Consider the following 24774-nt stretch of genomic DNA (forward strand, 5'->3'; position numbering starts at 1 on the left):
AGGCAGCAGCTTGACCAAAGCCCTGGATTGGCCAAATGCCGCGATGGTTGTCATGACAAGTATATATTCCCGGATCAGGATTTACTCAACACCATATAGCGCAATCAGACGGGCTGTCGCGCCGCGGCCCCGGTAAAGTGGAGCATAAAGTGAATCTGCCCGTCCTGGGAAAGTGCGTCAAGACGGCCGCCATGCAGGCGCATGATGGAATCGACAATCGCCAGCCCCAGGCCGATACCGTCGGTATCCCGGCTGCCCTTCGCCTCCTGGCGGGCGAAGCGGGTAAATAGCCGGGTCAGGGTATCCGCGGCGATGGGCTCGCCGGGATTGCTGACAGAGAGCGTCACGCCCCCAGGCCCAGCCTCAATCCGTAGCGCGATACACGCCGCAGCCGGTGCGTAACGCACGGCATTGGACAACAGGTTGGTGATGGCCCGTCGAACCATTAACCTGTCCCCCTGCACGCTACCGTCCCCCTGCACCACAATCTGCTGCTGCCGCTCCGAGGCTGCGATTTCAAAGAACTCGGCCAGGCTGTCGGATTCAGCCCTCAGATCGACCGGTTCCCGATTCAGGCTCAGCATGCCGCGATCAGCCCGGGCCAGGAACAGCATGTCGGACACCATGCGCTGCAAGCGCTCGAGTTCCTCCAGGTTGCGTAGCAGCGTTTCCTGATACTCGGCGGTGTCCCGCGGCCGCCCCAGCGTCACCTGGGTCTGCAGCATGAGGTTGTTGAGCGGCGTACGCAGTTCATGGGCGATATCGGCCGAGAACTGTTCCAGGCTACGGAAACTCTCCGCCAGCCGCTCCAGCATGCGATTGAGGCTGGCCACCAGCCCGCGTATCTCGCCAGGGGCATGCAGGATGTCGATGGCCGTTCCCAGCCGTTCGCTGGTCATGCGTTCGGCCTCGGCAGCGATGGCGTGTAGCGGGGCCAGCCCGCGGCGGGCGACAAAGAAGGCCCATAGCCCGCTGGCGAGACTACCCAGCATGACCGCCAGCAAGGCGGTAATGCCATGCTCATGCAGGATGGTCTGCGATTCGCTGATATCCACCGCCAGGTAGACATCGATGCTGGGGGAGCCGGCCTGCGGCCAATGATGGGGAATGCGACTGATCCACCATTGGGCACCGTCCAGGGTAAGCGCTGTCACGCGGTCGGCCGGTAGCCCGCCCTGAGCTTCGATGGCCGTTCGTACCACGCCCTTGGGCCGCAACAGCCAGTCACCATCGCTGGCGATGCCGGTAGTGATATGCGGATGGCCGACCGAAATATCGCGGAATCGCGTCAGTTGCGGCCCTAGATCAGCCGAGCTGGGGATTTCCGCCAACAGATGCTGGATCACCTCGGTCTTGCCACGCATCTCCGCCAGATTGCGCTCGTCCAGTTGCATCTTGAGCGCATGGTAGAGCCAATAGCCGACGCCGCTCATCAGGATCACGGTACCCAGCGTGAACAGGGCCACCAGACGGGCGGCAAGCGAGGCGCGATCCGGCCATCGCCAGACACTCATGCCCGCTCCTCCATGACATAGCCGAAGCCGCGCACCGTATGGATAAGGGGCATCGCAAAGGGCTCGTCGATCTTGGCCCGCAAGCGGCGGATGGCGACCTCGACGACGTTGGTATCGCTATCGAAATTCATGTCCCAGACCTGCTCGGCGATCAGCGTGCGCGACAGCACTTCCCCGCGACGACGCAACAGAAGCAGCAACAGCGCGTACTCCTTGGCGGTCAGGTCGATACGCTGCCCGGCCCGCTCCACCCGACGACGCAGCAGGTGGACTTCCAGGTCGGCCAGCGACAGCAGGTCCATTTCCTGTTGCTTGCCACGTCGCAGCAGTACCCGTACCCGCGCCAGCAGCTCGGAGAATGCATAGGGTTTGACCAGATAGTCGTCGGCGCCCAGCTCCAGGCCGTGTACGCGGTCCTCCACCCTGTCCCGGGCAGTCAGGAACAGCACAGGGGTCAGACGGGTCTGGCGAAGGCGCTTGAGTACCTCCCAGCCATCCAGCCCAGGCAAGCCGACATCGAGCACGATCACGTCGTAATCGATGCTCTGGGCTTGATGCAGGGCATCGGTACCATTGCGTACCCAGTCCACCACAAAGCCGCTCTCGTTCAGGCCCTTGACCAGATAATCGCCAGCGGCCTGTTCATCCTCGGCCAGTAGTAGATGCATGTATAACCTCCTCTTGGACATCCGCAGATGCCCCTGAGGGCGGATCGTAGCGAATCGGCGGCGGGCGTGGAGAAAACTGACAAATTTGTAATGCGCCCGTCAGTTTGAGGAAAGGCCGCCCCACGTATCGTGCAGGGCATTGCTACCGGAAACCGGCCATGCCCAAACCCCACCACCTTCTATGGATGATCCCCACCCTTGCCTGCGCCATGGCAGTGGCGGCCAGCCCTACCCCGCCCGCGCCATCGGCCTTCACCCAATACCAGGCCTGGCAACCTGTGCCGCAAGCGGCAGACTGGCGCGAAGCCAACGCCCGCGTGACCGCACTGGCAGGGCATGCGGGCCATAGCAAGGCACCAACGGCGACCCAGCCCGTAAAGCCGTCCGTCGCGCCCCAGCCTGACCCGCATGCCCATCACCACGGCAAGCATGAGGGGAGCCAGCAGCCATGAGCCCTGCCTACCCACTACGCGGATTGCTGTTGCTGACCCTGTTGGCCCTGGGCGGCTGCGCCTCGGTCAGCAGCAACCAGATGGAAGCCGACGTGCGGCAACGGGTCGGTGGCGAAGGCGGTCGCGCGTTGCAGGTTGTCAGCAGCGAGGCCGACGAACGCCAGCGCCAGGAAGCAGTGAATGCGCTCCTGGCCCAGGCGCTGGATGCCGACGCCGCGGTGAAGCTGGCCATGATCAACAACCGTTCGGTCCAGGCCAGCCTGGCCCAGTTGGGCGTGGCACAGGCGGAACTGGCGCAGGCCAGCCGTATCAGCAACCCTACCTTCAGCTTTGCCCGCAAGCGGCGTGGCGACGAGATCGAGTACGAGCGCAGCTACGGCATCGATATCCTCGGCGTGATCGCCATCCCCTGGCGCAGCGAGATCGAGTCGCGCAGTGCCGAACAGGTCAAGCTGCGCGTGGCGGGCGACATCATCCGGCTGGCGCTCGCCACCCGACGCGCCTGGGTTGATGCCGTGGCCAGCGGACAGATCGCCCGCTACCAGGCCGATGTCGTCGAATCCGCCGGAGCCAGCGCGGAACTGGCGCGGCGTATGTCAGCGGTTGGCAATTACAACCAGCTCGCCTATCAGCGGGCGCAGCTCCGTTACGCCGAGGCCACCGCTCAACAGGCGCAGGCCCAGCAGGCCGCACTGGCGGCGCGGGAAGCCCTGATACGACTGCTGGCACTGAACGGCCCCAAAGCCGGTGAACTGAAGCTGCCGGACCGGCTGCCCGATCTGCCCAAATCGGCCCGTAATCTGCGCGAGATATCACCTGACGCTGCCGACAAGCGGCTCGATCTGGAGATGACCCGGCGCGAGGTTGCCGGCTTGGCCAGATCGTTGGGGCTGACCCGCACCACCCGCTTTATCAATGTGCTGGAAACCTCATACCTCAATAACAGCGTCAACGACGGTGGGCCCAGGCAGCGTGGTTACGAGCTATCGCTGGAGCTGCCCTTGTTCGACTGGGGTGGCGCCAAGGTCGCCAGGGCCGAGGCGCTGTACCGGGAGGCGCTGAACCGGGCGGCCGAGGTGGGCATCAATGCCGAATCCGAACTGCGCGAGAGTCACGCCGCCTATCGCAGCCAGTACGAACTGGCCCGCCACTATCGCGACGAGATCGTCCCGCTACGCAAGGCGATGCTGGACGAAGCCCAACTGCGCTACAACGGCATGCTGATCTCGGTGTTCGAGCTGATGGCCGACAGCCGCGAGCAGGCCGGCAGCGTGATGGCGGCCATTGATGCCCAGCGCGGCTTCTGGCTGGCCGATGCGAACCTGGAAATGGCCATGACCGCCGGCAGTCCGCCTGCCAGCCGCATGAGTAATAGCAACGCGGGCGCGGCTGAAGCCGGCGGCCACTAGGAAAGACCGTATGAGCAATCGAAGACAATTCCTGCAAGCCGCCGCCGGCCTATTGGGCGCCAGCGCCGTTCCTGGCGTTTCTGCCGCCGGCCTGCCCGAGGCGCCGCTGCAAGCGAGCGCTGCTACCCAAGGCCCCCTGCACCCCCATAGCGGCCGCCCCTACAACCCGGTGGTCACCCTGAACGGCTGGACCCTGCCCTGGCGGATGAAAAACGGCGTGAAGGAATTCCACCTGATCGCCGAGCCGGTCGTGCGTGAGATCGCCCCCGGCATGAAGGCCAACCTCTGGGGCTATAACGGTCAGAGCCCTGGTCCGACCATCGAGTGCGTAGAAGGCGACCGGGTACGGATCTTTGTCACCAACACGCTGCCCGAGCACACCACCATGCACTGGCACGGCGTACTGCTGCCCAACGGCATGGACGGCGTGGGTGGCTTGAACCAGCCGCAGATCAAACCCGGCAAGACCTTTGTCTACGAGTTCGAGATGCTGAAGTCCGGCACCTTCATGTACCACCCTCATGCCGACGAAATGACCCAGATGGCCATGGGCATGATGGGCTTTCTGGTGGTCCACCCCAAGAACCCGAACTTCATGCGGGTGGACAGGGACTATGTGTTCCTGCTTAACGCCTATGATATCGAGCCCGGCAGCGCGACGCCGAAGGTCAATACCATGACCGATTTCAACCTGTGGACCTGGAACAGCCGGGCCTTTCCCGGCATAGATCCACTGGTTGCGAGGACCAACGAGCGGGTACGGATACGGGTGGGCAACCTGACCATGACCAACCACCCTATCCATATCCACGGAGTGGACTTCGAGGTGACCTGCACCGATGGCGGCTGGGTGCCCAAGTCGGCCCGCTGGCCGGAGGTGACGACCGACGTCGCCGTCGGCCAGATGCGTGCCATCGAGTTCAAGGCCGAGCGGCCGGGCGACTGGGCCTTCCATTGCCATAAGTCGCACCATACGATGAATGCGATGGGCCATGACGTACCGACCATGATCGGCGTCGATCACCGTGGCCTGGTAGGCAAGATCAACAAGCTGGTACCGGACTATATGGTCATGGGCGAGCGCGGCATGGCGGATATGGGTGAGATGGAAATGCCCATCCCCGACAACACCCTGCCCATGATGACCGGCCGGGGCCAGTTCGGCCCTATCGAGATGGGTGGCATGTTTACCGTATTCAAGGTACGGGACGACCTGAAACCCGGCGACTACCGTGATCCTGGCAACTACCGCTATCCCGCAGGATCGGTCGCCTACGAATGGACCGGTGAGCTGGCCGAACCCACACGGGCACACGGCCCGGCTGCCGACGAACAAACCCTGCAGGTCGTCAAACCTGCCCACCACGGCTCACACGCCTGAAGGAGCATTCAATGTCGAAACAATGGATCGCACGTGCCAGCCTCTTGCTCGCACTCGGTAGCGCGCCTGCCTGGGCACACAGCGATATGGAACACACGAGCAAGGCGCCAACGGGTATCTCTACCGAGCAGGAGGAATTTGGCCGTCAGGGCGACCCGAAGAAGGTAGTGCGTACCGTGCAGATCAGCATGAGCGACGCCATGCGCTATACGCCGGACCAGATCATCGTCAAACAGGGTGAAGTGCTACGGCTAGTGATCACGAACAAGGGCAAGACACTTCACGAGCTGGTCATGGGTACCGAAAAGGAACTCAAAAGCCACGCAGCGCTGATGCAGAAATTCCCGAACATGGAACACAGTGACCCCTTCATGCTGCATGTACCGGCAGGCAAGCGCGGCGAGCTGGTCTGGGAGTTCAACAAACCGGGTGAGTTCCTGTTCGGCTGTCTGGTCCCCGGCCATTTCGAGGCTGGCATGATGGGCCGTATCAAGGTGGCGCCAGCCCAGTAAGCCAGCACGCCACGTTCGCCGTTAATCCTTCAGGAAAGCACCATGCACAAGACATTGATCCAATTGGCCGTACTCGGGTGCCTCGGCAGCACCGTAACGGTCCATGCCACAACTCACGCGACAACGGCAGCCAGCCAGGAGACCCTGACCGAGGGGGAGATCAGGAAGATCGACCTCGCGCAGAAGAAGGTCACCATCAAGCATGGCGAAATCAAGCACCTCGACATGCCGCCGATGACCATGGTGTTCCGGGTAAAGGACAGCGCCCTGCTTTCTGCGCTCAAGCCTGGCGACAAAGTAGCGTTCTGGGTCGAGATGCAGCAGGAGGGCATGACCATCACCCGCCTGGAAGTCCGTCCCTGAACCTGACCCGACGTCCCCGCTTAGCGGCTGGTCTTGGCAGGTTGCCTGGGGATGGCATCCCAGTCTCGACGGACCTGGTCGAAATACGGGCCCATGTCGTAGCGTAGCCATTCACCCCGCACCGAACCCGCAAATACGCCTTCGGCAAGGGCCTTACGCAGCTTGGCGACGATGCCAGGGGCGATCGCGGGATTGCAGGCCACCCAGCGCTCCACCTGCGCCAGAGTAAAGACCCGCTCCACACCATCGGCATAGCTGGTCACCAGTTCCGGGCGCGCGTCGCTGATCAATAGGTCAAAGCGCTTGGCCTGCAGCATGGCAACCCCGCGGTTGGCCATGGCCAGCGGTTCATAGCGGATATTGGCGGTGTCGAGCAGGTCACGGACCTCGGCAATATCGATGGCGCCGATGCGATGCTTGCGCAGGTCCTCGATATTGTTGATACGGGCCGCACCGCCTTTGCGGGCAAAGACCGTCAGCGTAATGGGTGCAATCCTGCCCACGTAGCGCAAGGTTTCTGCTTCGCCCGGTGCAAAATTCACCGCCAGTCCACAGCTATTGGGCTGACGCTCCACGACCTGCAGCAACCGTTTGACCGGCATGGCCTTGTACTGGACGGTGATGCCCTGCTGTCTGGCCAGGCTGGCAAAGGCATCGGCATAAGGGCCGCCCAGGCCGCCATCCCGCTCTGAGAGGAAGGGAGGATAGGCTTCGCCATACACATCCAGCACGACCGGCGGTGCGGCAACCGCGTAGACCGAAAACGCGAGGACAGACAGGCCGACTGGCAGGAACGTTAACGTCAATCTCATTTCGGACTTTTGATCAGTTGCACCGGCGTCTGCACGATGCCGGGCAAATCCGCCTGGGCCGTCGCACTGGCCAGTGCCTTCAGCACCAGGTCTATCGCATATTCGGCCTGCTTGGCGGGATACTGGTCGGCACTGGCGACGACCCGGCCATCGGTAATCAGCGGACGGATCGCCGGGATATGGTCGTAACCGGCGATTCGCACCTGGCCCCGCAGACCCTTGGTCTCTATCGCCTTGGCAGCACCGATGGCCATGTTGTCGTTGCCGCACAGCAGCGCCTTGATGGCAGGCTCCGCCTCCAGCAGCTCCAGCGCAGCCCGCTCACCACCAGTAATCTCCCATGAACCGGAGCGGATACCGGCGATCTCCATATTTGCCCGCCGCATCGCCTCACGATAGCCATCGCTACGCGCCTTGGCATTGATGGAACCAGATGGCCCTTCAATCAAGCCCACCTTGCTCGCAGGCGGCAACAGGCGAGCGACATATTCGCCCACGGCCCGGGCGCCATTGAAGTTGCTGGGGCCGACAAAAGGGATATTGACCTGCGCGGTCGCCAACGCCCTGTCATCCAGCTTGTTATCCATATTGACCACCAACACCCCTGCCGCCAGGGCCTTTTGCAGGATCGGCAGCATGGTGACCGAATCGGCCGGGACAATGATCAAGGCGTCGATGCGACGTGCCAGCAGTTGCTCAATCATGGCCTGCTGGCCCTTGACGTCGGTTTCCTCCTGCACGCCCTGCAGGATCAGCTCGTAGTCCGCAGCATGACGGGCCTGGTGTGCCTTTGCACCCTCGGCCATCACCCGGAAGAATTCATTACGTAATGATTTGAGCAGGACAGCGATAACCGGACGTTTTCCGGCGCCCCACGCCAGCGATACCGACAATACCAGCGCGCCCTGCAGCCATTGGCGTCTGTTCATGATAGACCCCCGCACTTTACGGTTGCCTCCTGCCAGATTGTTTGATGTTTGCTTTCAGCATACGCGCACCAGCCAGGAATCCTAGGACAAGTCGCGCACAACGATGCACCGCCTTGCCAAGCCAGCGCGGGAGCTTGCCTGATCGGCATCATTCTCGCCATTGAATCGCTTGACCCTGTAGTGACTACGGGGTTCAGCATGTACGCATCGCAATCTAAGCAGGGAGTACCCATGGGCGCGCATTGCTGCCATCACGATCAGGAACCTTCACCGAAGCAAGGCAAACCGGGGGCCTACCGCAAGGTGCTGTGGATTGCACTGGCGGTCAATGCGGCGATGTTTGTCGTAGAGATTGCAGCAGGGATCAGCGCCGGATCAGTATCGCTGCTGGCCGACTCGCTCGATTTCCTCGGGGACGCCGCCAACTACGGGATCAGCCTGTGGGTACTGGGCATGAGCCTGGCCACCCGGGCGAAGGCATCGCTGCTCAAGGCGGCATCGATGGCGGGCTTTGGGGTCTGGGTATTGGCAAGTGCGGCGTGGCATGCCGTTAATGGCCTGGCGCCGGACGCGCCGACGATGGGCTTGATCGGTACGCTGGCGCTGCTTGCCAACCTGCTGGTCGCCGCCCTGCTCTACGCTTACCGGGAAGGTGACAGCAATATGCGTAGCGTCTGGCTCTGTACGCGCAACGATGCGCTGGGCAACCTGGCGGTATTGCTCGCGGCATTGGGTGTGTTCGGTACCGGCAGCGCCTGGCCTGACCTGATCGTTGCGCTGATCATGGCCAGCCTGGCACTGCACGCGGCCTGGCAGGTCCTACGCCAGGCGCGCGGCGAGCTGGTCCAGGCCTGAGCGATCAATCCCGGCCATGGCCACGACCGTGGCCATTGTCGTGATGCTTGTCATGCTTGTCATGCTTATCGTGCTTGTCGTGGCGCCAGTCATCACGATGGTCCCGGCGATCGTCCCAATCGCGCCCACGGTCGCCGTGGCGTTCACGATAGCGCGGTACGTAGACATCGCGATACCAGGTGTCCTGCACGAAATAGACCTGGCGACCGCAGGCGCCATAGCGGTAACAGTTATGGCGCCAGTCGCGGGCATGGCCAGGTGGAACGCGCAGATACAAGGGGCGCTCGACCACACGGATAGCCGGTCGTTCGATGATGACCGGGCGCTCGTACAACACGCGTGGACGGGGGTAGTCACCGATATCGATCTGACCGTAGAAACGGGGGTCGCCGACACTGATGGAGACGCCAACGTCTGCCGCCAGTGCGGGAACCAGCGGGGTGGCCAGCAGGGCCAGGGCGGCGAACAAGGGGAAGCGTTTCATGGCGGATACTCCTTGGGGTAGCAACAGGCTGGTAGCACCAGCACTATGTTGATGCCATATTCACCGCCCCCGACTTAACTGCCGCTGAATGCACCAGCCATCCTTATTTCGGTGTACTACCGGCCGCCCAGCCTGCCATCGGGCGTCGCGAACAATGCCTCGGCCTCGGCAAACCCATAGAAGCTACGTGCCATGGTCTGCCAGTCCCCCTGCTCGCGGGCCTCGATGGCGATATCGCGTATCGTCCCCATCACCGCCAGCATGGGACACACGCCCAGGCTGACGCGGCGAGCCCCTGCGTCGAACAGTTCCTTCGCCCTCGGTGCTCCGGGCATGGCCATCAGGCTGATCGGCCCCTGCACGGCAGCGGTCAACCGCCTGACGATGTCGAGATCGGTCAAGACCGGTACAAACACCATATCCGCACCGGCGGCGAGATAGGCATTGGCGCGCCCCACCGTCATGGCAAAACGCGACTCGGCATCCACGCCCAGGCGCAACAAGTAGGGATCGGTCCGGGCATTGATCCAGAGCGGTATGTCCAGGTTATCTGCCACCTGCCGGGCTGCGGCAATGCGCGTGGTCTGCTCGACCACGCCAAACAAGGGCGTTGCCGCCGTACCGTGGGTATTGTCTTCCAGATTGATGCCGACGGCGCCGGCCTGGATGACGCCCTGCACAGTCAGCGCCACATCGGCGGGCAGCGCGCCATAGCCTGCCTCGATATCTGCCGAGACCGGTACCCGGACCGCCGATGCGATGGCGGCGATCTCTCGCAGCATCGCGTCGCGGCCTAAGCGCTCGGCATCCTGCAAGCCGCGCGCATAGGCAATACCACCGCTAGTCGTGCCGATAGCGGCGAATCCCTCTGCTTCAAAGATACGTGCGCTGGCGCAATCCCAGGCATTGGCCAATAGCAGATTACCTTGCTGGTTGAGTTGGCGGAATTGGCGGGCGAGTTCGCGTTGCTGCTGCACGGCAGTCTCCAGCTTGTCTTGGTAAGAGCGGGAACGATGCCGTGTCGACGGTATGTCGACTGGCGGAATCCGGACCTTGCCATCCACTCTCCGGCCTCCGGATGCCCATGTCCGAATTCCGCTAGACAGCGTCGCCCCGCAATACCAACATCCCGCCATGGAACTCGATCACGACACCTGTTACCGGGCGCTGGCCAGCCGCGATGCACGCTTTGACGGGCGCTTTTTTGTCGCGGTGAAGACGACCCGTATCTACTGTCGTCCCATCTGCCCTGCCCGCACGGCCAAGTCGGAAAATGTACTGTTCGTCCCCACCGCTGCCGCTGCGCAGGAGATCGGTTTTCGGCCCTGCCTGCGCTGCCGGCCAGAAGCCGCGCCGGATTCCGGCGCCTGGCGCGGTGTATCGAACACCGGCGTGTCCAATACGGTGTCGCGTGCGCTGGCGCTAATTGAGACAGGCGCGCTGGATGAGGCTGGCGTGGATGCGCTATCGGACCGGCTGGGTGTGGGCGAGCGGCAATTGCGGCGCCTGTTTGCCCAGCACGTCGGGGCCTCGCCCAATGCCGTGGCGCAGACGCGCCGCGTGCTGCTGGCCAAGCAGCTACTGCACGAGACACGGCTGCCAATCACCGAGGTCGCGTTCGCCGCCGGCTTCGGCAGCATCCGCCGTTTCAATGAGGTCTTCCAGGACCTGTTCCAGCGCCCGCCCAGCGCCCTGAGGCACGGCAACCAGGCGGAGCAATCCTCCGGCGTACAGGGTGAGGTAACGCTGCTGCTGCGCTATCGCCCACCTTACGACTGGCCGGCCATGCTGGATTTCTTTGCTGCCCGTGCCATCGCCGGCATGGAGCGCGTGGAAGCCGGCGTGTACTACCGTACGATCAGCCTAGAGGGGGTACAGGGTACGGTGGCGATCGGCCAGGGAGAAGGTCACGCGCTACGGGCCACTATCCGCTTTCCCCGGCTGGTGGCACTGCCGGCCATCATCGCCCGCCTGCGCAAGGTCTTCGACCTCGCCGCGGACCCGGAGATCATCAACCAGCACCTGTCGGCTGACCCCTTGATGGCAAAGCTGACCCAGGCGCGGCCGGGCTTGCGCGTCCCTGGCGCCTGGGATGGGTTCGAGTTGGCAATGCGGGCCGTATTGGGCCAGCAAATCACGGTGGCCGGGGCGGTCAAGCTCGCCGGCAAGCTGGTGGCGCAATACGGCGAGCCGCTGCAGTACCTGTCACCAGACCGTGCCGGACTCACGCATGTGTTCCCAGACGCTGCCGCGCTTGCCCAAGCGGATCTCGCCACGCTGGGCATGCCCAAGGCAAGGGCCGCGACCCTGTCCGGCATCGCCAGCGCTTTGCAACATCAGCCCCAGCTATTCGATACCCGAGCCAGCCTGGAAGATGCCATCAATGTCCTGTGTGCGCTGCCCGGCATCGGCGACTGGACCGCTCAGTACATCGCCATCCGGCAGATGCGCGAGACCGATGCCTTTCCGTCCGGTGATGTGGGTTTGATGCAGGCGATCGCCCAGCACGAAGGAGAGCGGCCGAATGCAAAACAACTGCTTGCGCGGGCGCAGTCCTGGCGACCATGGCGTGCCTATGCGGCACAGCATCTGTGGACCTCGCTAGGGCGTGGTGATTAACGAGCTTCGATAGCGGCGTTAAGCGATTGCATCGCTTGAATCACCCTACGATGTTGAAACCACCATCCACATAACTGACCCCACCGGTTTGCCCGCGGGCGGCATCGCTGGCCAGGAAGGCCGCCACGGCACCAATCTGCTCGATGGTCACAAGCTGGTGTGTAGGGGTGGCTGCCGCCACCTTTTCCAGCATCTCGTCAAACCGGTCCAGGCCACTGGCTGCACGGGTCTTCAGCGCACCGGCCGAGATGGCATGCACGCGTATGCCCTGCCCGCCCAGCTCCACGGCGAGGTAGCGCACCGTCGCCTCCAGTGCGGCCTTCACCGGCCCCATCAGGTTGTAGTGACGTATCGCCTTTTCCGCACCGTAGAAACTGACCGTCTGCAGACAACCGCCCTTGGTCATCAGTGGTTCTGCCAGCTTGGCCATGCGGATGAAGGAATGGCAGGAGACATCCATGGCGAGTGCAAAGCCTTCGGCACTGCAATCGACCACCCGACCGTGCAGATCGTCACGCGGCGCATAGGCGATGGAGTGCAGTACGAAATCGAGCTTGCCCCAATGTTCGGCAATCGTCGCGAAGACCGATTCAAGCTGTCCCGGCTCACGTACGTCGCAAGGCAATGTCAACGCTGCATCCAGTGCGATCGCCAAGGGCCGGACATGCGGCAAAGCCTTGTCGTTGAGGTAAGTGATGGCAATCTCGGCACCCGCATCGCGAAACGCCTGGGCGCAGCCGTAGGCAATCGACTGGTCGTTGGCGATACCGACTACCAGGCCACGCTTGCCCGCCAGGCTCTGTGAACCACTCATGGTGCGTTCCTCCGCAGGCCAGCCTTGGTGGCCGGCTGATCAAAGATTGGGATTGCGGATCAGGTAGCGCACCGCGCCGCTATGCTGCGTGTACTTGTCGTAAAGACCCCGGGCACGGTAGTTGTTCTCCTGCGTGTGCCAGTAGAGTCGCGACCAGTTCTGTTCCTTCATTTGCTGCGCAAGCCAGTCGATCAGTGCTCGCCCTACGCCGTCGGCCCGGTGGGCCGTATCGACAAACAGGTCTTCGAGGTAGCAGCCAGGTGTCTCGTTCCAGGTGTTCTCATGCAGCACGTAGGTCGCCATGCCGATCACGCCATCGCCTGCATGTTCCGCCACGATGGCGTTGACGGTAGACGCCGGGTTCATGATGCGTGCCCAGGTGCTGTCGGTCACTGCAGCCGGCACAACCACCTGATAGAAGGCACAGTAACCGTCCCACAGCACCCGCCAGGCGGCTTCGTCACGCGCTTCGATCTTGCGGATGTGGATACTCATGATCAGGCATCGGATGGGGTAGAAGGCACAAAGCTAGCAGGCCGCGCCGACGACGACAACCAAGCCGGTACATTACAGCAAGGCGACCGACTTGATCTGCGCCCAGACCTGCACGCCCGGCTGCAGTTTGAGGCTATCGAGCGACAGGCGGGTGATCCTTGCGACCAGCTCCACCCCGGCAAGATCGAGCCGGACCAGTGCGTGGGCGGGATGGATGGCGGGGGCAATGGTACGGATGGTCGCCGGTAGCCGGTTCAAGATGCTGCTATCTGATTCCGGCGCGAGGCTGAGACTGACATCGCGGGCATTGATGCGGATCCGGCAGGTCTCGCCGACAGGATGGTGGCTCACTGGCACCAGCAGCTCGCCACCGGCAAAGGTCAGTCGGGCCAACTGGTAGCGAGGATCGATAGCAGCAACGCGCGTCTCCAGCACCACGCTGATCTCGCTATCGAAGCTGGCGGGTAGATCCAGCCGGGACAAGGTTTCGGACAAGGGGCCTTGCGCCACCACCTGACCGGCCTCCAGCAGGACGAGGTGATCGGCGAGACGGCTGACTTCGTCGATCGCATGGGTGACGTAGACGATGGGAATGTCGAGATCCCGGTGCAGGCGTTCGAGGTAAGGCAGTATCTCCTGCTTGCGTTGCTGGTCCAGCGCCGACAGCGGCTCGTCCATTAGCAGCAGCCGCGGCGAGGTCAGCAAGGCCCGGGCAATGGCGACCCGTTGCCGCTCGCCACCGGACAAACCTTCAGGCCGGCGCTGCAGCAAGGGCTCGATGCCCAGCAGCGCTACCGCTTGTTCCCAGCCTACCTTGCGTCGGTTCGACTGCGTGCGATGCAGGCCAAACTCGAGGTTGCGATGGACATCCAGATGCGGGAACAGGCTGGCCTCCTGGAACACCATGCCGATCTCGCGCCGATGCGGTGGCAGGAACAGGCCACGGGCCGTGTCCTGCCAGGTCTCGCCGTTGACAAGGAGCTGCCCCGATACGCCGCTTTCCAGGCCCGCCATGCAGCGCAGCAGGCTGGTCTTGCCGGAGCCCGACGGACCGAACAGCACCGATACGCCGCCAGCCGGCAATTGCAAGGCGACATTGAGCAGGAAATCACCCTGCTTCAATCGCAGATTGGCCAGCACGCTCATGCGCGCTCCTCACGGCTATTGAGCCTGTGCAGCGCGAACAGCACCAGGAAGCTGAACAGCAACATGCCGCCGGAGAGCCAGTGCGCCTGCGTGTATTCGAGCGCTTCGACATGGTCGTAGATTTGCACCGAGATCACGCGTGTCTTGTCCGGGATATTGCCGCCTATCATCAGCACCACGCCGAACTCGCCCACGGTATGGGCAAAGCTCATGACGGTAGCGGTGATGAAGCCGGGGCGTGCCAAGGGCAGGACAACACTGAAGAAGGTATCGATGGGCGAAGCGCGCAGCGTGGCCGCGACTTCCAGCGGACGCTCGCCCACGGCACGGAATGCCTGTTGCAAGGGCTGCACGGCAAACGGTAGGGAATAGACAATGGAGCCCAGTACGAGGCCGACAAAGGTAAAGGGCAGGAGCCCCCAGCCCAGGTCCTCGGTCAGGTGTCCGATCGGGCCGTTCCGCCCCATCGCCACCAGCATGTAGAAGCCCAGTACCGTGGGTGGCAGCACGAGCGGCATGGTGACCAGCGCCCCCACCACCTGGCTGGGCCAGCTACGGGAACGCGCTAACCACCAGGCCAGCGGGGTGCCCAGCACCAGCAGTAGCAAGGTGGTGACGGTAGCGAGCTTAAGCGTCAGCCAGATGGCAGACCAGTCGTCAGGCGCGAGCAGCATGGGGGTCAGAAGCTATAGCCATAGCTCGTGATAATGGCACGGGCTTCCTCGCCTTTGAGAAACTTCAGCAAAGCCTCCGCCGCAGGGTTCGCCTTGCCCTTGCCCAACAGGGCAGCATCCTGACGGATCGGCGTATGGAACTTGACCGGGACAATCCAGGCTGAACCCGACTTGAGCTTTCCGTCTTCGTATACCTGCGACAAGGCCACGAAGCCAAGTTCAGCATTGCCGGTGGCAACAAACTGCAGGGTCTGCGCAATGTTCTCACCCTGGACAAACTTGGCACTCAAGCTGTCATAGAGACCAAGGGTCTTCAGGGTTTCCTGCGCAGCGAGCCCATAGGGGGCTAGCTTGGGGTTGGCAACCGCCAGGTGCGTGAATGCCCCCTGCCGCAGGACCTCGCCCTTTTCGTCGACGACGCCGGCCTTCGGGCTCCACAGCACCAATTGGCCAATGGCATAGGTATAGCGACTGCCGGGCACGACCAACCCTTCCTGTTCCAGCTTGGCTGGGGTCTCGTCGTCGGCCGACAGCAGGATCTCGAAGGGGGCGCCGGCACGGATCTGCGCATAGAACTTGCCGGTCGCACCGGACGCCAGCAAGGCCTTGTGGCCGCTGCGCTGCTCGAAGGCCGCTGCAATCTTCTGCATGGCCGGCGTGAAATTCGCCGCCACGGCCACCTGCACCTCGGCTGCACGGGCTGGCAATGCCAGGAACAGTCCCATACCCAGCAGCGCCAGGCCACGCTTGTTGATCAACATACCTGCTCCCAGGGAAGCGCCATAAAAGTCCGAAAGATGAAACTGCAACCAACTCCCTCACCAGCGCGATGGCAAATCGACCAGACTCGGCAGTGGATAGACTCAGCAGCCATTCCAATATCCGCACGCTCCGACCCGTTATGCAGTAGATTGCATAACGAACATAGACTGGCATGCTCGCTTCTGCCGGTCAATGCCGGCCTTGTGTTGATCACCTTGAATCACATCGACTTTTGATATGCCCGCTTACTCACTGATCCCCGTCCCCGGTACCGATGGTGGACCACCCGTCCCGTCAAACCGGATCCTGTTGCTGGAAGGCATCGCTGAGAGCGGTGCCATCGGCCAGGCAGCCAAGGCGGCCGGCATGAGCTATCGCTCGGCCTGGACTGCGCTCGATGAACTCAATGCCTTGAGCCGCACGCCGCTCGTGACCACCGTCGTCGGTGGCAAGGGTGGCGGTGGCGCACAACTGACCCAAGCCGGGCGCAATCTCGTGACGGTCTACCGCGCCATGGAGCAGTTGCAGCGCAAGCTGCTCCGGGAGTTGGCGCCGCTGGATGACGCCGCACTGAGCCTGGACATGCTACGCAAGATGATGCTGAAGACCAGCGCACGTAATCAGCTGCATGGGCTGGTGCGCGAGATACACGCGGGCACCAGCAACGATGAAATCGTGCTCGCCCTCGCCGGTGGTGAAGTGGTCAGCGCCATCATCACCAGGGAAAGCACCGAGCTGTTGGAGCTGCAAGTCGGCAGTCCGGTCGTCGCCTTGATCAAGGCGCCGTGGGTCAAGCTGAAGGCGGGACATGAAGCGCAGGCAATGCCGGGCTACAGCAGCCTGCCCGGTTTGGTTGATAGCACTATCGGCGGCCCTGGCCACGGCGAGGTGGTGGTGCAGCTCCCCAGTGGCGTGCTGATCGTTGCAGCGGTAGAGGAAGCAGGCCAATGGTGGACGGGACAAGCCGTCACGGCACAGGTTGAGGCTGCCAACGTCATCCTGGGGGTGGCGCACTGAGCGCAATGCAAGCTTTACGTGTCCCGCGTGCAAGATTTACCGCCGCGCCCGCCGCCCGTCCCATCCGGGATCAGAATCCCGACATGGTGGTTGGCGGTTGATCCCGGCACGAAAGCTGCAATGGCCTACGCGGATATTCCGGATGGATAACGTTGATGAAACATTTTCTGCAAGCCTTGATGATGAGCGCCCTGGTGCTATTGCCCGCCTGGGCCTGTGCCGGCCACCAGACAGAGCAGCGTGCCGGCGCACCTGGCCTGACCTCCGTCATTGCCTCACCCTAGCGATAACCGTCGCGCAGCCCGCCGTGCCGGCCTGCATTACGCTCACGATGATGAGCGAGGCATCTCGCGTTATCGGCATGGGCGCGGCTTTCGTTATCTCGACCGACAAGGTCGCCCGGTACGTGATCCCCAGGTACTCGCCCGTATCCGGGCCTTGGCGATCCCGCCTGCCTGGCGGGAAGTATGGATCAATGCTGATCCGCTCGGCCATATCCAGGTCACCGCGCGCGATGCCCGACAGCGCAAGCAATATCTCTATCACCCGCACTGGCAAGCCTGGCGTAGCGCACGCAAGTATGATCGGCTGATCGCGCTGGGCAGTGCCCTTCCCAAGCTCAGGGCACGGGTGCGCAAGGACCTCGGCCAAGCCGGGATGGTACGCAACAAGGTGCTGGCCGGCATCGTGCAGTTGCTGGAAACCACCCATATCCGCATCGGCAACGAGACCTACGCGCGCGACAACCGCTCCTATGGCCTGACCACCTTACGTAATCGGCACGTGGTTATCGAGGGGCGTACCGTTGCCCTGCGTTTTCGCGGCAAGTCGGGCCAGCAGCATCGTATCGCCGTGAAGGACGCCGCCATGGCTCGCTTGTTGGCCCGCTGCAAGACCTTGCCGGGCAGCATGATGTTTCAGTGCCGGGACGAGGATGGCCAGATCCGAAACATCACGGCGCATGCCGTCAATGCCTACCTGCAGAAGGCCTGTGGCGCGGACTTCTCGGCCAAGGACCTACGGACCTGGCATGGCACCCTGCTGGCCTTTCATGCCCTAAGGCAGGCTGATGCCGGACTGTCGGCCAGGCAGCAGCAAAAGCGGGCCATGGAGCAGGTCGCCGCGCAGTTGGGCAACACCCCCGCCGTATGCCGACGCAGCTATGTCCATCCCGCCCTGCTGGCCGCACATGAGCAAGGCGAACTCAGCGACGCCGCGCTCACCAGGCGTGGCACGCCACCACGGCGTACCGGCCTGAGCCGGGAAGAACGCGAGATGTTGTTGATACTCGCATGCCACGCTCCTGCCGCCACAGTGCCTACAACGTAGACCCACCAAGCTTGGCACGGCTGTTGCGTTTACCCGGTGGCGTACCTGTCCGCAGCCGGTTCGCGTCGCCCGCCAGCACGCATGCGACGCATCGTCGGACAACCAACAAGGGGAGCCACCGGCATGGAGTTGAACACAGCAGCAAATCGTCTCGCCCGGGCGATCAGCCGCAGGCCCAACTGGGCGGGCAAGATGCTGGTCGCCATTGCAGCGATCTTTCTGCTGCAGGCAGCCAAGACCATACTGGTTCCCATCGTCGTCGCCTGCGTGATGGCCTTCACGCTGTCGCCCCTGGTGCGATGGCTGCACGACAGGGGCATCGCCCGCCATCTGGGTGCCGCGCTGGTACTGGCCGCCTTGCTGGGCACCATCAGCACCACGGCCGTGCTACTGACACGTCCGGCCATAGACTGGTGGGAAACGACCCCCAACAACCTGCAGCAGTGGGCGGAATCATTCGATCGCCTGCGAGCTTCCGTCCCCCTGATCGCACCGCCCAAGGCACCGATAGGACGCGCCCGCCAGAACACCGTGCCGCCGGCCGACCCGCTGAAGGACCGGCTGACCAGCGAAGGCGTGGCGTTTACCGGGGTGGTGCTGCGCCATGCCGGCTCATTGGTCCTGACCGCCGCCGCCACGCTGATCCTGAGCTATCTGCTGCTGATCTCCGAACGCTGGCTGATCAACCATGTCATCGCTGCCCTGCCTACCCGACGCAAACGCGCCTCGCTACTGATCGGCCTGCGGGAAGCCCAGCGCGAAATCAGCCATTACTTTGTCACCATGACCATGATCAACACCGGGCTAGGGGTTGCCACCGGCATCGCCATGGCCCTGATCGGCGTCCCCAACCCCGCGCTATGGGGCGTGGTGGCGGGGGTACTGAATTTCATCCCCTATTTCGGCCCGCTGGTCACCACCCTGCTCCTCACCGTTACCGGCATGAGCACCTTCAACGAATTCGCGGAGATGATGGCGCCGGCCAGCTGCTTCGTCGTCATCATCGTGCTCGAAAGCAACTGGCTCAGCCCCTGGATCATCGGCCGGCGCCTGCAGTTGAGCCAACTGGCCATCTTCTTCTCGGTCCTGGTCTGGGGCTGGATGTGGGGTGTGAGCGGCGCCTTCCTGGCGGTCCCCATCCTGATCGGCATCCGCTGCCTGCTACGTCGGCACCAGCATCGGCTGCTATGCGCCCTGCTCAGTCCCAATGGCAAGGTTCCGCCTACCTTGAGCGGCCTGCTGGAAAAACCCGTCCCCGTCGTCAACCCGGGTCCGGAAACCCGATGACCCTGCATCGCCCCTGCTGCTAGGTGGCCGGGCGTCGATGACGGACAAAGAACGCCCACATCATCTGGCTTGCGCTAGGCCCCACGCCACTGTGATAGGGCACTGCCCTTTCACCGCCACTCCAAGCATGTTCGAGCTGGGCGACCTCACAAACCCGTAGCTGCAGCTTGCGACCCAGGTAGTAGTCCTGCAGCCGGTAGGCATGGGCCGCGTTTCGCTTGCTGCGGCCCGCCGGCTTATATTGGATCAGGCTCGCATGTTCCGGCCCCAGTTGGTTCTGCAGGCGGAATTGCTGCATCAACTGGGCCTGGTTGACGGGGCGTACCACTTTGTCGGCACTGCCCTGGAACAGGATCGCCGGCATGGTCGGGAATATCCCCGTACCACCGTAAGCGGCCTGGATGGCACTGCCGCTGTCCTTCAGCGCACCATGCTGCATTACGCCATATGCAGCCATCGGATGATGGCCAAAGCCAAAGACCGGGCCCGAGTGCAGACCCACCGCGGCAATCAGGTGGGGATAACGGATCGCCAGGATATGTGCCATGCCGGCACCGGCAGACAAGCCGGCGGCATAGACACGACAAGGGTCGAGTGCATGCTGGCGCAATGTCCTGGCTACGATGCCGATGATGGATTCGATCTCGCCGCCACCTTGCTGGACCGTACGCTCGTACCATGGCCAGCAACGTTGTGGATGCCCCCGCAAGGACTGCTGCGGATAGACCACCGCAAAGCCCTTCTGGTCCGCCAGCTGGTTCATGCGGGTGCCCTGCGCAAAGGCCAGGGCAGTCTGGTCGCAACCGTGCAGCATGACCAGCAAGGGCAAACCCTGGCTGGGTCGCCCGGCGGGCAGATAGACCCAGTAGTTCATGCGGCGGGGTGGTTGGCGCGGGTCGCTCCCGGCCAGGGTATGACAGTAAGCCCGCCAGTGTCCGGCGGGCGACGGCCTGGGTCGGGCTGTTCGCCGGGCCGCCTGGACCCGACCGGGTGGCGCAGCCGCCTTCTTGGGACGCTTGGGTGTACTGGCCTTCTTACGCGCCGCCGTCGGGGTCAGTGGTTGCAATAGCTCCTTGATCAGCGCGCGCTGCTGCCGCTGTCCCGCCTTGCCGGCCTGCTTCAAGCCAGATAACCAGATGCGGCTCAGCTTCTTCAACACGCCGATTTCCCCAAGCCGATCCGGTATAGGCCAGACGCAGGCATGACTACCGCACGAACAAGGCGATCAGGATGATGATGGGGATGGGTACACCTAGCAGATAGAGCAGTATCGAGCGCACGGCAATCTCCTGGAAAGCGGATCAATATCCGACGAAAACGGGGGGTCAGTGGTGCTTGTCGCGCAGACGACCGCCGAACGTGGCGGACAGGCTCGCCACGAAGGCGCCGGTCAGTAGGGCAACAAACATCCAGAGGGCCGAATGGGCGGCAGTCTTGCGTGCCCGATCAGCCGCCTGCTTGAGCGTCGCTTCGGCATCGGAGCGGGCCTGGACGTAACGCGCATAGACGGTATCGGCCCGCTGCTGCGCTTCAGCCGGCGCAAGGCCGGTGCGCTGCGCGATCTGCTTCGAGAGGTAGTCGCGGTCATCCGGTGCGAGCTTGCCCGTGCCCTGCGCACTGAGCAGGATCCGGCCTACCTCAGTGCGCAAGGCGCCGGCGCTTGCATCGGGTGTACCGGCCTCGGCCCGCAGCAGCATATCGCTGTAATAGTCGGTCAACTGATTGCCCGGCTGCGTATTGCTTGCACCATGGCTGAACAGCGCTGGCGCGGGCTGCGTCTCCATCGCGCCCACGCCTACTTCCACGGCACCACCTAGCAATACCCGGACTGCGCCGGCCAGCACGGCCGCAGTAAAGAGCGAGGCGACCGCCCATGCCAGTAGGCCATGTGCCGTGTCGCGGAAGAAAACTTCATCGCCATGCAAGGCCGCCCATTTGACCCGCAGACGCCCGGCCAGGTAGCCACCGATGCCAGAGGCGGCAAGCTGGGTAAAGGCCAGCCAGACGATGGTGGAGGCACCGATTGCCGTCGCGCTGTAGGACCAGGGCGACACGGCCGACAAGCCCAGGCCAAACCCGAGGATAAGCAGGATCAGCGATAAAGCCGCAGCGGCGGCCGCGCCTGCCAGCACAGCGCCCCAGGAAACACCGGAGACGTTGAGATCCGCCCGGGTCAGTTCATCGACCGACTGCGTCATCGGCCCCAAGGATTGAGCTTGCATGGGATTCTCCATGGTTAACGAGGAAACCGGCAGCAACCTTTAGCCATGGCCTCGCTGCCGGGCCGGGGGTTCTGTCCCCCAAGAAGCATGGCAAGCTGCGTGCCGGCCTCCGGGCGGGAGAAGCCGACGCGACGGATGGAAGTGGAAATGGCATGCGTGAAGCGGCTCGCCACGCAGCATGGCAAGCCGGTACGGGTAACGGTGGCCGCCTTTCAGGCAAATTGCAGGGCGGCCCGTCCGCTGTCGATGATCCGTGTCGAGAGATATTCCATGCGGGGCGACTGAACCTGCCAGGTGTGCCAGTAGAGCGCGACGTCGGTAGGAAAGTCCGGTGCGAGGTCGCGCAGTCGTCCTTGTTTCAGCGCATCCCCCAGTTGCAGCTCAGGCACCATGCCGTAGCCCATGCCCCGGCTAATGGCATCGAGCCTCGGCCCAGGTACGGCGACGTAGTGGCAGGGATAGGCATCGGCCGCCAGACCGAAGCGTTGCTTCAAGAAACGCGACTGCAAGGTGTCCTTGTGACTGAACGCCATGACGGGTGCCTGTCGTGCCGCCTGGCGGGTAAGCCCGTCGGGAAACCAGTCGTCGCAAAACGTCGGCGATGCGACCAGCCGGTAGCGCATCTCGCCCAGCTTCTCCGCCAGACAGCCGCGCATGGGCTTGGCTTCCGTCCCGATACAGCCCACCACCCTGCCGCTTTCCAGCAAGGAGTAGGTGTGGTCCTGGTCGTCCACCATCATGTCCAGCAGCACCCGTTCCTTGATCATCACGCCCGCCAGCGCCTCGAAGAACCAGGTGGCCAGGGTGTCGCCATTGACGGCGACCACCACGGGCATGGGCGCATCCGAATGCCCTGCCAGCTCGCTGAGCAGATCGTCCTCCAGCATGGTGGCACGGCGCAGGTACTGCATCAGCCGCTGCCCCACGCGGGTTGCGTGGCAAGGCCGGGCACGCACGACCAGCGGGCTGCCGAGCCGGCTCTCCAGCGCACGGACCCGTAGCGATACCGCCGACGGCGTGATGTAGAGCCGGCTGGCCGCCTGCTCGAAGCTACCGGTATCGATCACCGCCAGAAAGGCTTCGGTCTGCTTGTTATCCAGGTTCACTGGCCACGCCTTTCATTGAGTTTTACTAAGCATAGCTGCGAAATACTGAGTTTTGTTTATCCCCATGCGGTCGCCGCCCACAATGCAGTCATTCCAGCAAGACACCGCACTGCTTTCACAGGAGCCAAGATCATGAAGACCCTGCACAAACTGACCATCGCCACCCTGCTTGCCAGCATCGCCGTCTGCGGCGGCTTGGCCCTCGCGGCGCATCACGCCCAGCCTGTTGTTCAGACCGCAGCACCATCCTATGCCACGCAGCTGGCGACACTGATGTCGCTGGACGGAAGCGAGCAACACAACATCGCCGACATGCCGCCGCTACCGCAATTGCTAGCCATGCTGCCGCATGAATAAACCTCGCTAGCAACAGACCGGACAAGGAGACCGCATCATGACCCGCTATCAACACCCGCTCAAAAATGGCTTTCGCTCGGTGCTCTACCGCTTGTGGCTTTGCCTTGCCGGTATCGGCGCGCTGGCACTGGTGGGCGGTGCCTACCTCGGCCACGTCATCGAGGCCCCCGGCACGCCGAGCCAGCAGGCCCTGGAGCAAATGGCCCGCCCCCAGCTACTGACGCCAGGTACACGGCATCTCTGGTCCTGCCAACAACCGGCCATGCAACAACGACCCCGCTGCCGCCAGAGCGAGCCCGTCTGAAGGGCAGCCAGGCATTCGGGCAACCACAACTCGCAATCACAACGTTGGAAGGAGCAGGAAAATGAAAAAGCTGATCACATTGTGCATGGTGGCCCTGCTGGGCCTGGGCATGAGTGCCTGTGCGAGCAACCCGCTGGTCGGCGCGGCAGTAGAGGATCAGGGATTCCTGGACTGGTATATCCAGTTGGCGGACGAGGTCAAGGCGGAGCCCAGCTACCAGCGCATCCCGCTCGATACGACAGAGCAGGCCAATACCTTCGTCGGTGAGCTGCATGACCTCTACCGTCACCGGATCACACAGGATCAGTTCACCCGGCAGGTAGAGGCCCGCTACCCCGGCCACCACCATGAAGTGGACTTTATCCTGGGTCGCTTGCCGGCTCAGCCCCGATAGTCCCGGCACGCCGTCGGCAGGCGCGGCATTGCAGCCTCAACCGGCCAGCAGGACCCGCAGTGCCAGGAAAGCCTGCTCCTGTACGTCCCGCCGGATAAGCCCCCTGCCGGGTTGATCCAGATCCAGCGTGATATAGATGACCAGCGCCGTGAGCAGGGAGTAACCCACATAGCCGGGCCAACTGAACTTTCCGGTCGAACCTGCTGCATAGGCGCTGGTATAGGCCGTCGCGACCGATATAACGAACAGCAGTAGCAAAATGGCCACCGGGGTATGGGTACGGGCGGCAATCTGGCGACTCGCCGTCAGCGTGAACAGCTTGTCCAGTGCCCCCACGTTCTGCACCGAGGGCAGACCCAAGGCAGGGTCATGCGCCAGGCTACTCACCCTGGCCCATAGTCTTTGCTGGATCGCATTGCTGCGGGCAATCGCCGCGTCGCGCTTCCCGTCATCCCCTTCTGTTTCATAGAAGCTGATCTGCGCTTCGAGATACTCACGCAGATCCGTCCGCATCGCCGTGCGAACCGGCTCGGGGTAAAGATCGGCACGCAGGATCGCCCCCTGCATTGCATTAGCGGCATCCACCATCAGGCCGGCCCGAGCATCGTAACGGGATGCCGCACCGGAGAAGGAAAACGCCAGCAACAGGGCCAACAAGCCAAACAGGCTGGCCTCGATCGGCCCCAACCGACTTTCCGCCAGCAGTGGGCGGGACTTCGCGAGCAGGCCAGCAGCCACCGCAGCCAGCATCATGGCCAATCCCAGCAACAGGCAAAGCACACCGGCATCCAGCCGATAGATCCAGGGTTCGCTCACGCAATGACTCCGTACCGGTGATAGCTGAAGGGAACTTGAAATGGCAGCTTGGC

General features: G+C 63.1%; 29 protein-coding genes. 14 read left to right on the top strand and 15 right to left on the bottom strand.

Features of this window, described 5'->3' with window-relative positions:
- Window positions 1-104: 104 nt before the first annotated feature.
- Both ACYVHK_RS08840 and ACYVHK_RS08845 read right to left on the bottom strand, forming a co-directional pair.
- Window positions 105-1514, bottom strand: a complete 1410-nt coding sequence (locus ACYVHK_RS08840) for a sensor histidine kinase (RefSeq protein ID WP_460530042.1) — start codon at window positions 1512-1514, stop codon at window positions 105-107.
- Window positions 1511-2182: a response regulator transcription factor gene (locus ACYVHK_RS08845; protein ID WP_460530045.1), complete on the bottom strand. Its 672-nt coding sequence runs from the start codon at window positions 2180-2182 to the stop codon at window positions 1511-1513. The genes ACYVHK_RS08840 and ACYVHK_RS08845 overlap by 4 nt, the downstream gene beginning before the upstream one ends.
- A 158-nt stretch (window positions 2183-2340) precedes the next feature.
- Between ACYVHK_RS08845 and ACYVHK_RS08850 the strand changes: the two genes are divergently transcribed.
- The 5 genes from ACYVHK_RS08850 to ACYVHK_RS08870 are packed head-to-tail and all read left to right on the top strand — an operon-like array spanning window position 2341 to window position 6299.
- Window positions 2341-2634, top strand: a complete 294-nt coding sequence (locus tag ACYVHK_RS08850; protein ID WP_460530048.1) for a hypothetical protein — start codon at window positions 2341-2343, stop codon at window positions 2632-2634.
- Entirely contained in the window at window positions 2631-4043 is a 1413-nt protein-coding gene (locus tag ACYVHK_RS08855; protein WP_460530051.1) for a TolC family protein, read from the top strand. The genes ACYVHK_RS08850 and ACYVHK_RS08855 overlap by 4 nt, the downstream gene beginning before the upstream one ends.
- 10 nt (window positions 4044-4053) lie before the next feature.
- A complete protein-coding gene (locus ACYVHK_RS08860; protein WP_460530054.1) occupies window positions 4054-5424 on the top strand; it encodes a multicopper oxidase family protein in 1371 nt (456 codons plus the stop codon).
- An 11-nt stretch (window positions 5425-5435) separates the two neighbouring features.
- The gene (locus ACYVHK_RS08865; protein ID WP_460530057.1) at window positions 5436-5936 is read left to right on the top strand and encodes a cupredoxin domain-containing protein; all 501 of its coding nucleotides are present in this window, start codon (window positions 5436-5438) and stop codon (window positions 5934-5936) included.
- 42 nt (window positions 5937-5978) lie between these two features.
- Window positions 5979-6299, top strand: a complete 321-nt coding sequence (locus tag ACYVHK_RS08870) for a copper-binding protein (protein ID WP_460530060.1) — start codon at window positions 5979-5981, stop codon at window positions 6297-6299.
- Between the two features lie 20 nt (window positions 6300-6319).
- Here the strand turns inward: ACYVHK_RS08870 and ACYVHK_RS08875 are convergent, their stop codons facing one another.
- The gene (locus tag ACYVHK_RS08875; RefSeq protein ID WP_460530063.1) at window positions 6320-7111 is read right to left on the bottom strand and encodes a hypothetical protein; all 792 of its coding nucleotides are present in this window, start codon (window positions 7109-7111) and stop codon (window positions 6320-6322) included.
- Entirely contained in the window at window positions 7108-8040 is a 933-nt protein-coding gene (locus ACYVHK_RS08880) for a substrate-binding domain-containing protein (RefSeq protein WP_460530066.1), read from the bottom strand. Before ACYVHK_RS08880 ends, ACYVHK_RS08875 begins: the two co-directional genes overlap by 4 nt.
- 231 nt (window positions 8041-8271) lie before the next feature.
- On the opposite strand from ACYVHK_RS08880, the gene ACYVHK_RS08885 reads away from it, so the two are divergent.
- The gene (locus ACYVHK_RS08885) at window positions 8272-8895 is read left to right on the top strand and encodes a cation diffusion facilitator family transporter (protein ID WP_460530069.1); all 624 of its coding nucleotides are present in this window, start codon (window positions 8272-8274) and stop codon (window positions 8893-8895) included.
- Between the two features lie 4 nt (window positions 8896-8899).
- Here the strand turns inward: ACYVHK_RS08885 and ACYVHK_RS08890 are convergent, their stop codons facing one another.
- The gene (locus tag ACYVHK_RS08890; protein ID WP_460530072.1) at window positions 8900-9379 is read right to left on the bottom strand and encodes a hypothetical protein; all 480 of its coding nucleotides are present in this window, start codon (window positions 9377-9379) and stop codon (window positions 8900-8902) included.
- A gap of 116 nt (window positions 9380-9495) precedes the next feature.
- Window positions 9496-10356, bottom strand: a complete 861-nt coding sequence (locus ACYVHK_RS08895; protein ID WP_460530075.1) for an isocitrate lyase/PEP mutase family protein — start codon at window positions 10354-10356, stop codon at window positions 9496-9498.
- Window positions 10357-10432: 76 nt separating this feature from the next.
- On the opposite strand from ACYVHK_RS08895, the gene ACYVHK_RS08900 reads away from it, so the two are divergent.
- A complete protein-coding gene (locus tag ACYVHK_RS08900; protein WP_460530078.1) occupies window positions 10433-11998 on the top strand; it encodes an AlkA N-terminal domain-containing protein in 1566 nt (521 codons plus the stop codon).
- 40 nt (window positions 11999-12038) lie between these two features.
- Here ACYVHK_RS08900 and fabI read toward each other — a convergent pair whose 3' ends face one another.
- From fabI to modA, 5 genes are all read right to left on the bottom strand, one after another.
- The gene (gene fabI / locus ACYVHK_RS08905) at window positions 12039-12812 is read right to left on the bottom strand and encodes an enoyl-ACP reductase (RefSeq protein WP_460530081.1); all 774 of its coding nucleotides are present in this window, start codon (window positions 12810-12812) and stop codon (window positions 12039-12041) included.
- Between the two features lie 39 nt (window positions 12813-12851).
- The gene (locus ACYVHK_RS08910; protein ID WP_460530084.1) at window positions 12852-13307 is read right to left on the bottom strand and encodes a GNAT family N-acetyltransferase; all 456 of its coding nucleotides are present in this window, start codon (window positions 13305-13307) and stop codon (window positions 12852-12854) included.
- Window positions 13308-13379: 72 nt separating this feature from the next.
- Complete coding sequence (gene modC / locus ACYVHK_RS08915) at window positions 13380-14453, bottom strand: molybdenum ABC transporter ATP-binding protein (protein ID WP_460530087.1); 1074 nt, start codon at window positions 14451-14453, stop codon at window positions 13380-13382.
- Window positions 14450-15127, bottom strand: coding sequence for a molybdate ABC transporter permease subunit (modB, locus tag ACYVHK_RS08920; RefSeq protein ID WP_460530090.1), 678 nt, complete (start codon window positions 15125-15127; stop codon window positions 14450-14452). The genes modC and modB overlap by 4 nt, the downstream gene beginning before the upstream one ends.
- 5 nt (window positions 15128-15132) lie before the next feature.
- On the bottom strand, window positions 15133-15888 hold the full coding sequence (modA, locus tag ACYVHK_RS08925) for a molybdate ABC transporter substrate-binding protein (RefSeq protein WP_460530094.1): 756 nt from the start codon (window positions 15886-15888) through the stop codon (window positions 15133-15135).
- Window positions 15889-16126: 238 nt separating this feature from the next.
- Here modA and ACYVHK_RS08930 point away from each other — a divergent pair, with 238 nt between their 5' ends.
- The 4 genes from ACYVHK_RS08930 (at window position 16127) to ACYVHK_RS08945 (ending at window position 19522) form a co-directional block, all read left to right on the top strand.
- On the top strand, window positions 16127-16906 hold the full coding sequence (locus tag ACYVHK_RS08930; RefSeq protein ID WP_460530097.1) for a TOBE domain-containing protein: 780 nt from the start codon (window positions 16127-16129) through the stop codon (window positions 16904-16906).
- 155 nt (window positions 16907-17061) lie between these two features.
- Window positions 17062-17190 (top strand): hypothetical protein, encoded by a 129-nt coding sequence (locus ACYVHK_RS08935; RefSeq protein ID WP_460530100.1) that lies wholly within the window; start codon window positions 17062-17064, stop codon window positions 17188-17190.
- The gene (locus ACYVHK_RS08940; RefSeq protein ID WP_460530102.1) at window positions 17177-18235 is read left to right on the top strand and encodes a DNA topoisomerase IB; all 1059 of its coding nucleotides are present in this window, start codon (window positions 17177-17179) and stop codon (window positions 18233-18235) included. The genes ACYVHK_RS08935 and ACYVHK_RS08940 overlap by 14 nt, the downstream gene beginning before the upstream one ends.
- A gap of 123 nt (window positions 18236-18358) precedes the next feature.
- Window positions 18359-19522: an AI-2E family transporter gene (locus tag ACYVHK_RS08945; protein WP_460530105.1), complete on the top strand. Its 1164-nt coding sequence runs from the start codon at window positions 18359-18361 to the stop codon at window positions 19520-19522.
- A gap of 19 nt (window positions 19523-19541) precedes the next feature.
- On the opposite strand, the gene ACYVHK_RS08950 is transcribed toward ACYVHK_RS08945, so the two are convergent.
- From ACYVHK_RS08950 to ACYVHK_RS08960, 3 genes are all read right to left on the bottom strand, one after another.
- Window positions 19542-20681, bottom strand: coding sequence for a CE1 family esterase (locus ACYVHK_RS08950; RefSeq protein ID WP_460530108.1), 1140 nt, complete (start codon window positions 20679-20681; stop codon window positions 19542-19544).
- Window positions 20682-20847: 166 nt separating this feature from the next.
- Window positions 20848-21744 carry a hypothetical protein gene (locus tag ACYVHK_RS08955; RefSeq protein WP_460530111.1) on the bottom strand — a complete coding sequence of 299 codons (897 nt, stop codon included), beginning with the start codon at window positions 21742-21744 and terminating at the stop codon, window positions 20848-20850.
- Window positions 21745-21956: 212 nt separating this feature from the next.
- Window positions 21957-22850, bottom strand: coding sequence for an HTH-type transcriptional regulator ArgP (locus ACYVHK_RS08960; protein ID WP_460530113.1), 894 nt, complete (start codon window positions 22848-22850; stop codon window positions 21957-21959).
- Window positions 22851-22982: 132 nt separating this feature from the next.
- Between ACYVHK_RS08960 and ACYVHK_RS08965 the strand changes: the two genes are divergently transcribed.
- From ACYVHK_RS08965 to ACYVHK_RS08975, 3 genes are all read left to right on the top strand, one after another.
- Window positions 22983-23207: a hypothetical protein gene (locus ACYVHK_RS08965; RefSeq protein ID WP_460530116.1), complete on the top strand. Its 225-nt coding sequence runs from the start codon at window positions 22983-22985 to the stop codon at window positions 23205-23207.
- A 37-nt stretch (window positions 23208-23244) separates the two neighbouring features.
- Entirely contained in the window at window positions 23245-23511 is a 267-nt protein-coding gene (locus ACYVHK_RS08970) for a hypothetical protein (protein WP_460530120.1), read from the top strand.
- Window positions 23512-23572: 61 nt separating this feature from the next.
- Complete coding sequence (locus ACYVHK_RS08975) at window positions 23573-23905, top strand: putative periplasmic lipoprotein (protein WP_460530123.1); 333 nt, start codon at window positions 23573-23575, stop codon at window positions 23903-23905.
- Between the two features lie 36 nt (window positions 23906-23941).
- On the opposite strand, the gene ACYVHK_RS08980 is transcribed toward ACYVHK_RS08975, so the two are convergent.
- Window positions 23942-24721, bottom strand: coding sequence for a hypothetical protein (locus tag ACYVHK_RS08980; protein WP_460530126.1), 780 nt, complete (start codon window positions 24719-24721; stop codon window positions 23942-23944).
- Between the last annotated feature and the right edge of the window lie 53 nt (window positions 24722-24774).

Source organism: Chitinimonas naiadis, assembly GCF_054780835.1.

Coding starts and splice junctions, on each gene's coding strand:
- ACYVHK_RS08880 (WP_460530066.1), bottom strand. CDS start 8,040: ATGAACAGACGCCAATGGCTGCAGGGCGCGCTGGTATTGTCGGTATCG.
- ACYVHK_RS08860 (WP_460530054.1), top strand. CDS start 4,054: ATGAGCAATCGAAGACAATTCCTGCAAGCCGCCGCCGGCCTATTGGGC.
- ACYVHK_RS08890 (WP_460530072.1), bottom strand. CDS start 9,379: ATGAAACGCTTCCCCTTGTTCGCCGCCCTGGCCCTGCTGGCCACCCCG.
- ACYVHK_RS08945 (WP_460530105.1), top strand. CDS start 18,359: ATGGAGTTGAACACAGCAGCAAATCGTCTCGCCCGGGCGATCAGCCGC.
- ACYVHK_RS08935 (WP_460530100.1), top strand. CDS start 17,062: ATGAAACATTTTCTGCAAGCCTTGATGATGAGCGCCCTGGTGCTATTG.
- ACYVHK_RS08875 (WP_460530063.1), bottom strand. CDS start 7,111: ATGAGATTGACGTTAACGTTCCTGCCAGTCGGCCTGTCTGTCCTCGCG.
- modC (WP_460530087.1), bottom strand. CDS start 14,453: ATGAGCGTGCTGGCCAATCTGCGATTGAAGCAGGGTGATTTCCTGCTC.
- ACYVHK_RS08870 (WP_460530060.1), top strand. CDS start 5,979: ATGCACAAGACATTGATCCAATTGGCCGTACTCGGGTGCCTCGGCAGC.
- modB (WP_460530090.1), bottom strand. CDS start 15,127: ATGCTGCTCGCGCCTGACGACTGGTCTGCCATCTGGCTGACGCTTAAG.
- ACYVHK_RS08910 (WP_460530084.1), bottom strand. CDS start 13,307: ATGAGTATCCACATCCGCAAGATCGAAGCGCGTGACGAAGCCGCCTGG.
- ACYVHK_RS08855 (WP_460530051.1), top strand. CDS start 2,631: ATGAGCCCTGCCTACCCACTACGCGGATTGCTGTTGCTGACCCTGTTG.
- ACYVHK_RS08955 (WP_460530111.1), bottom strand. CDS start 21,744: ATGCAAGCTCAATCCTTGGGGCCGATGACGCAGTCGGTCGATGAACTG.
- ACYVHK_RS08845 (WP_460530045.1), bottom strand. CDS start 2,182: ATGCATCTACTACTGGCCGAGGATGAACAGGCCGCTGGCGATTATCTG.
- ACYVHK_RS08865 (WP_460530057.1), top strand. CDS start 5,436: ATGTCGAAACAATGGATCGCACGTGCCAGCCTCTTGCTCGCACTCGGT.
- ACYVHK_RS08930 (WP_460530097.1), top strand. CDS start 16,127: ATGCCCGCTTACTCACTGATCCCCGTCCCCGGTACCGATGGTGGACCA.
- ACYVHK_RS08965 (WP_460530116.1), top strand. CDS start 22,983: ATGAAGACCCTGCACAAACTGACCATCGCCACCCTGCTTGCCAGCATC.
- ACYVHK_RS08975 (WP_460530123.1), top strand. CDS start 23,573: ATGAAAAAGCTGATCACATTGTGCATGGTGGCCCTGCTGGGCCTGGGC.
- ACYVHK_RS08850 (WP_460530048.1), top strand. CDS start 2,341: ATGCCCAAACCCCACCACCTTCTATGGATGATCCCCACCCTTGCCTGC.
- ACYVHK_RS08885 (WP_460530069.1), top strand. CDS start 8,272: ATGGGCGCGCATTGCTGCCATCACGATCAGGAACCTTCACCGAAGCAA.
- modA (WP_460530094.1), bottom strand. CDS start 15,888: ATGTTGATCAACAAGCGTGGCCTGGCGCTGCTGGGTATGGGACTGTTC.
- fabI (WP_460530081.1), bottom strand. CDS start 12,812: ATGAGTGGTTCACAGAGCCTGGCGGGCAAGCGTGGCCTGGTAGTCGGT.
- ACYVHK_RS08840 (WP_460530042.1), bottom strand. CDS start 1,514: ATGAGTGTCTGGCGATGGCCGGATCGCGCCTCGCTTGCCGCCCGTCTG.
- ACYVHK_RS08970 (WP_460530120.1), top strand. CDS start 23,245: ATGACCCGCTATCAACACCCGCTCAAAAATGGCTTTCGCTCGGTGCTC.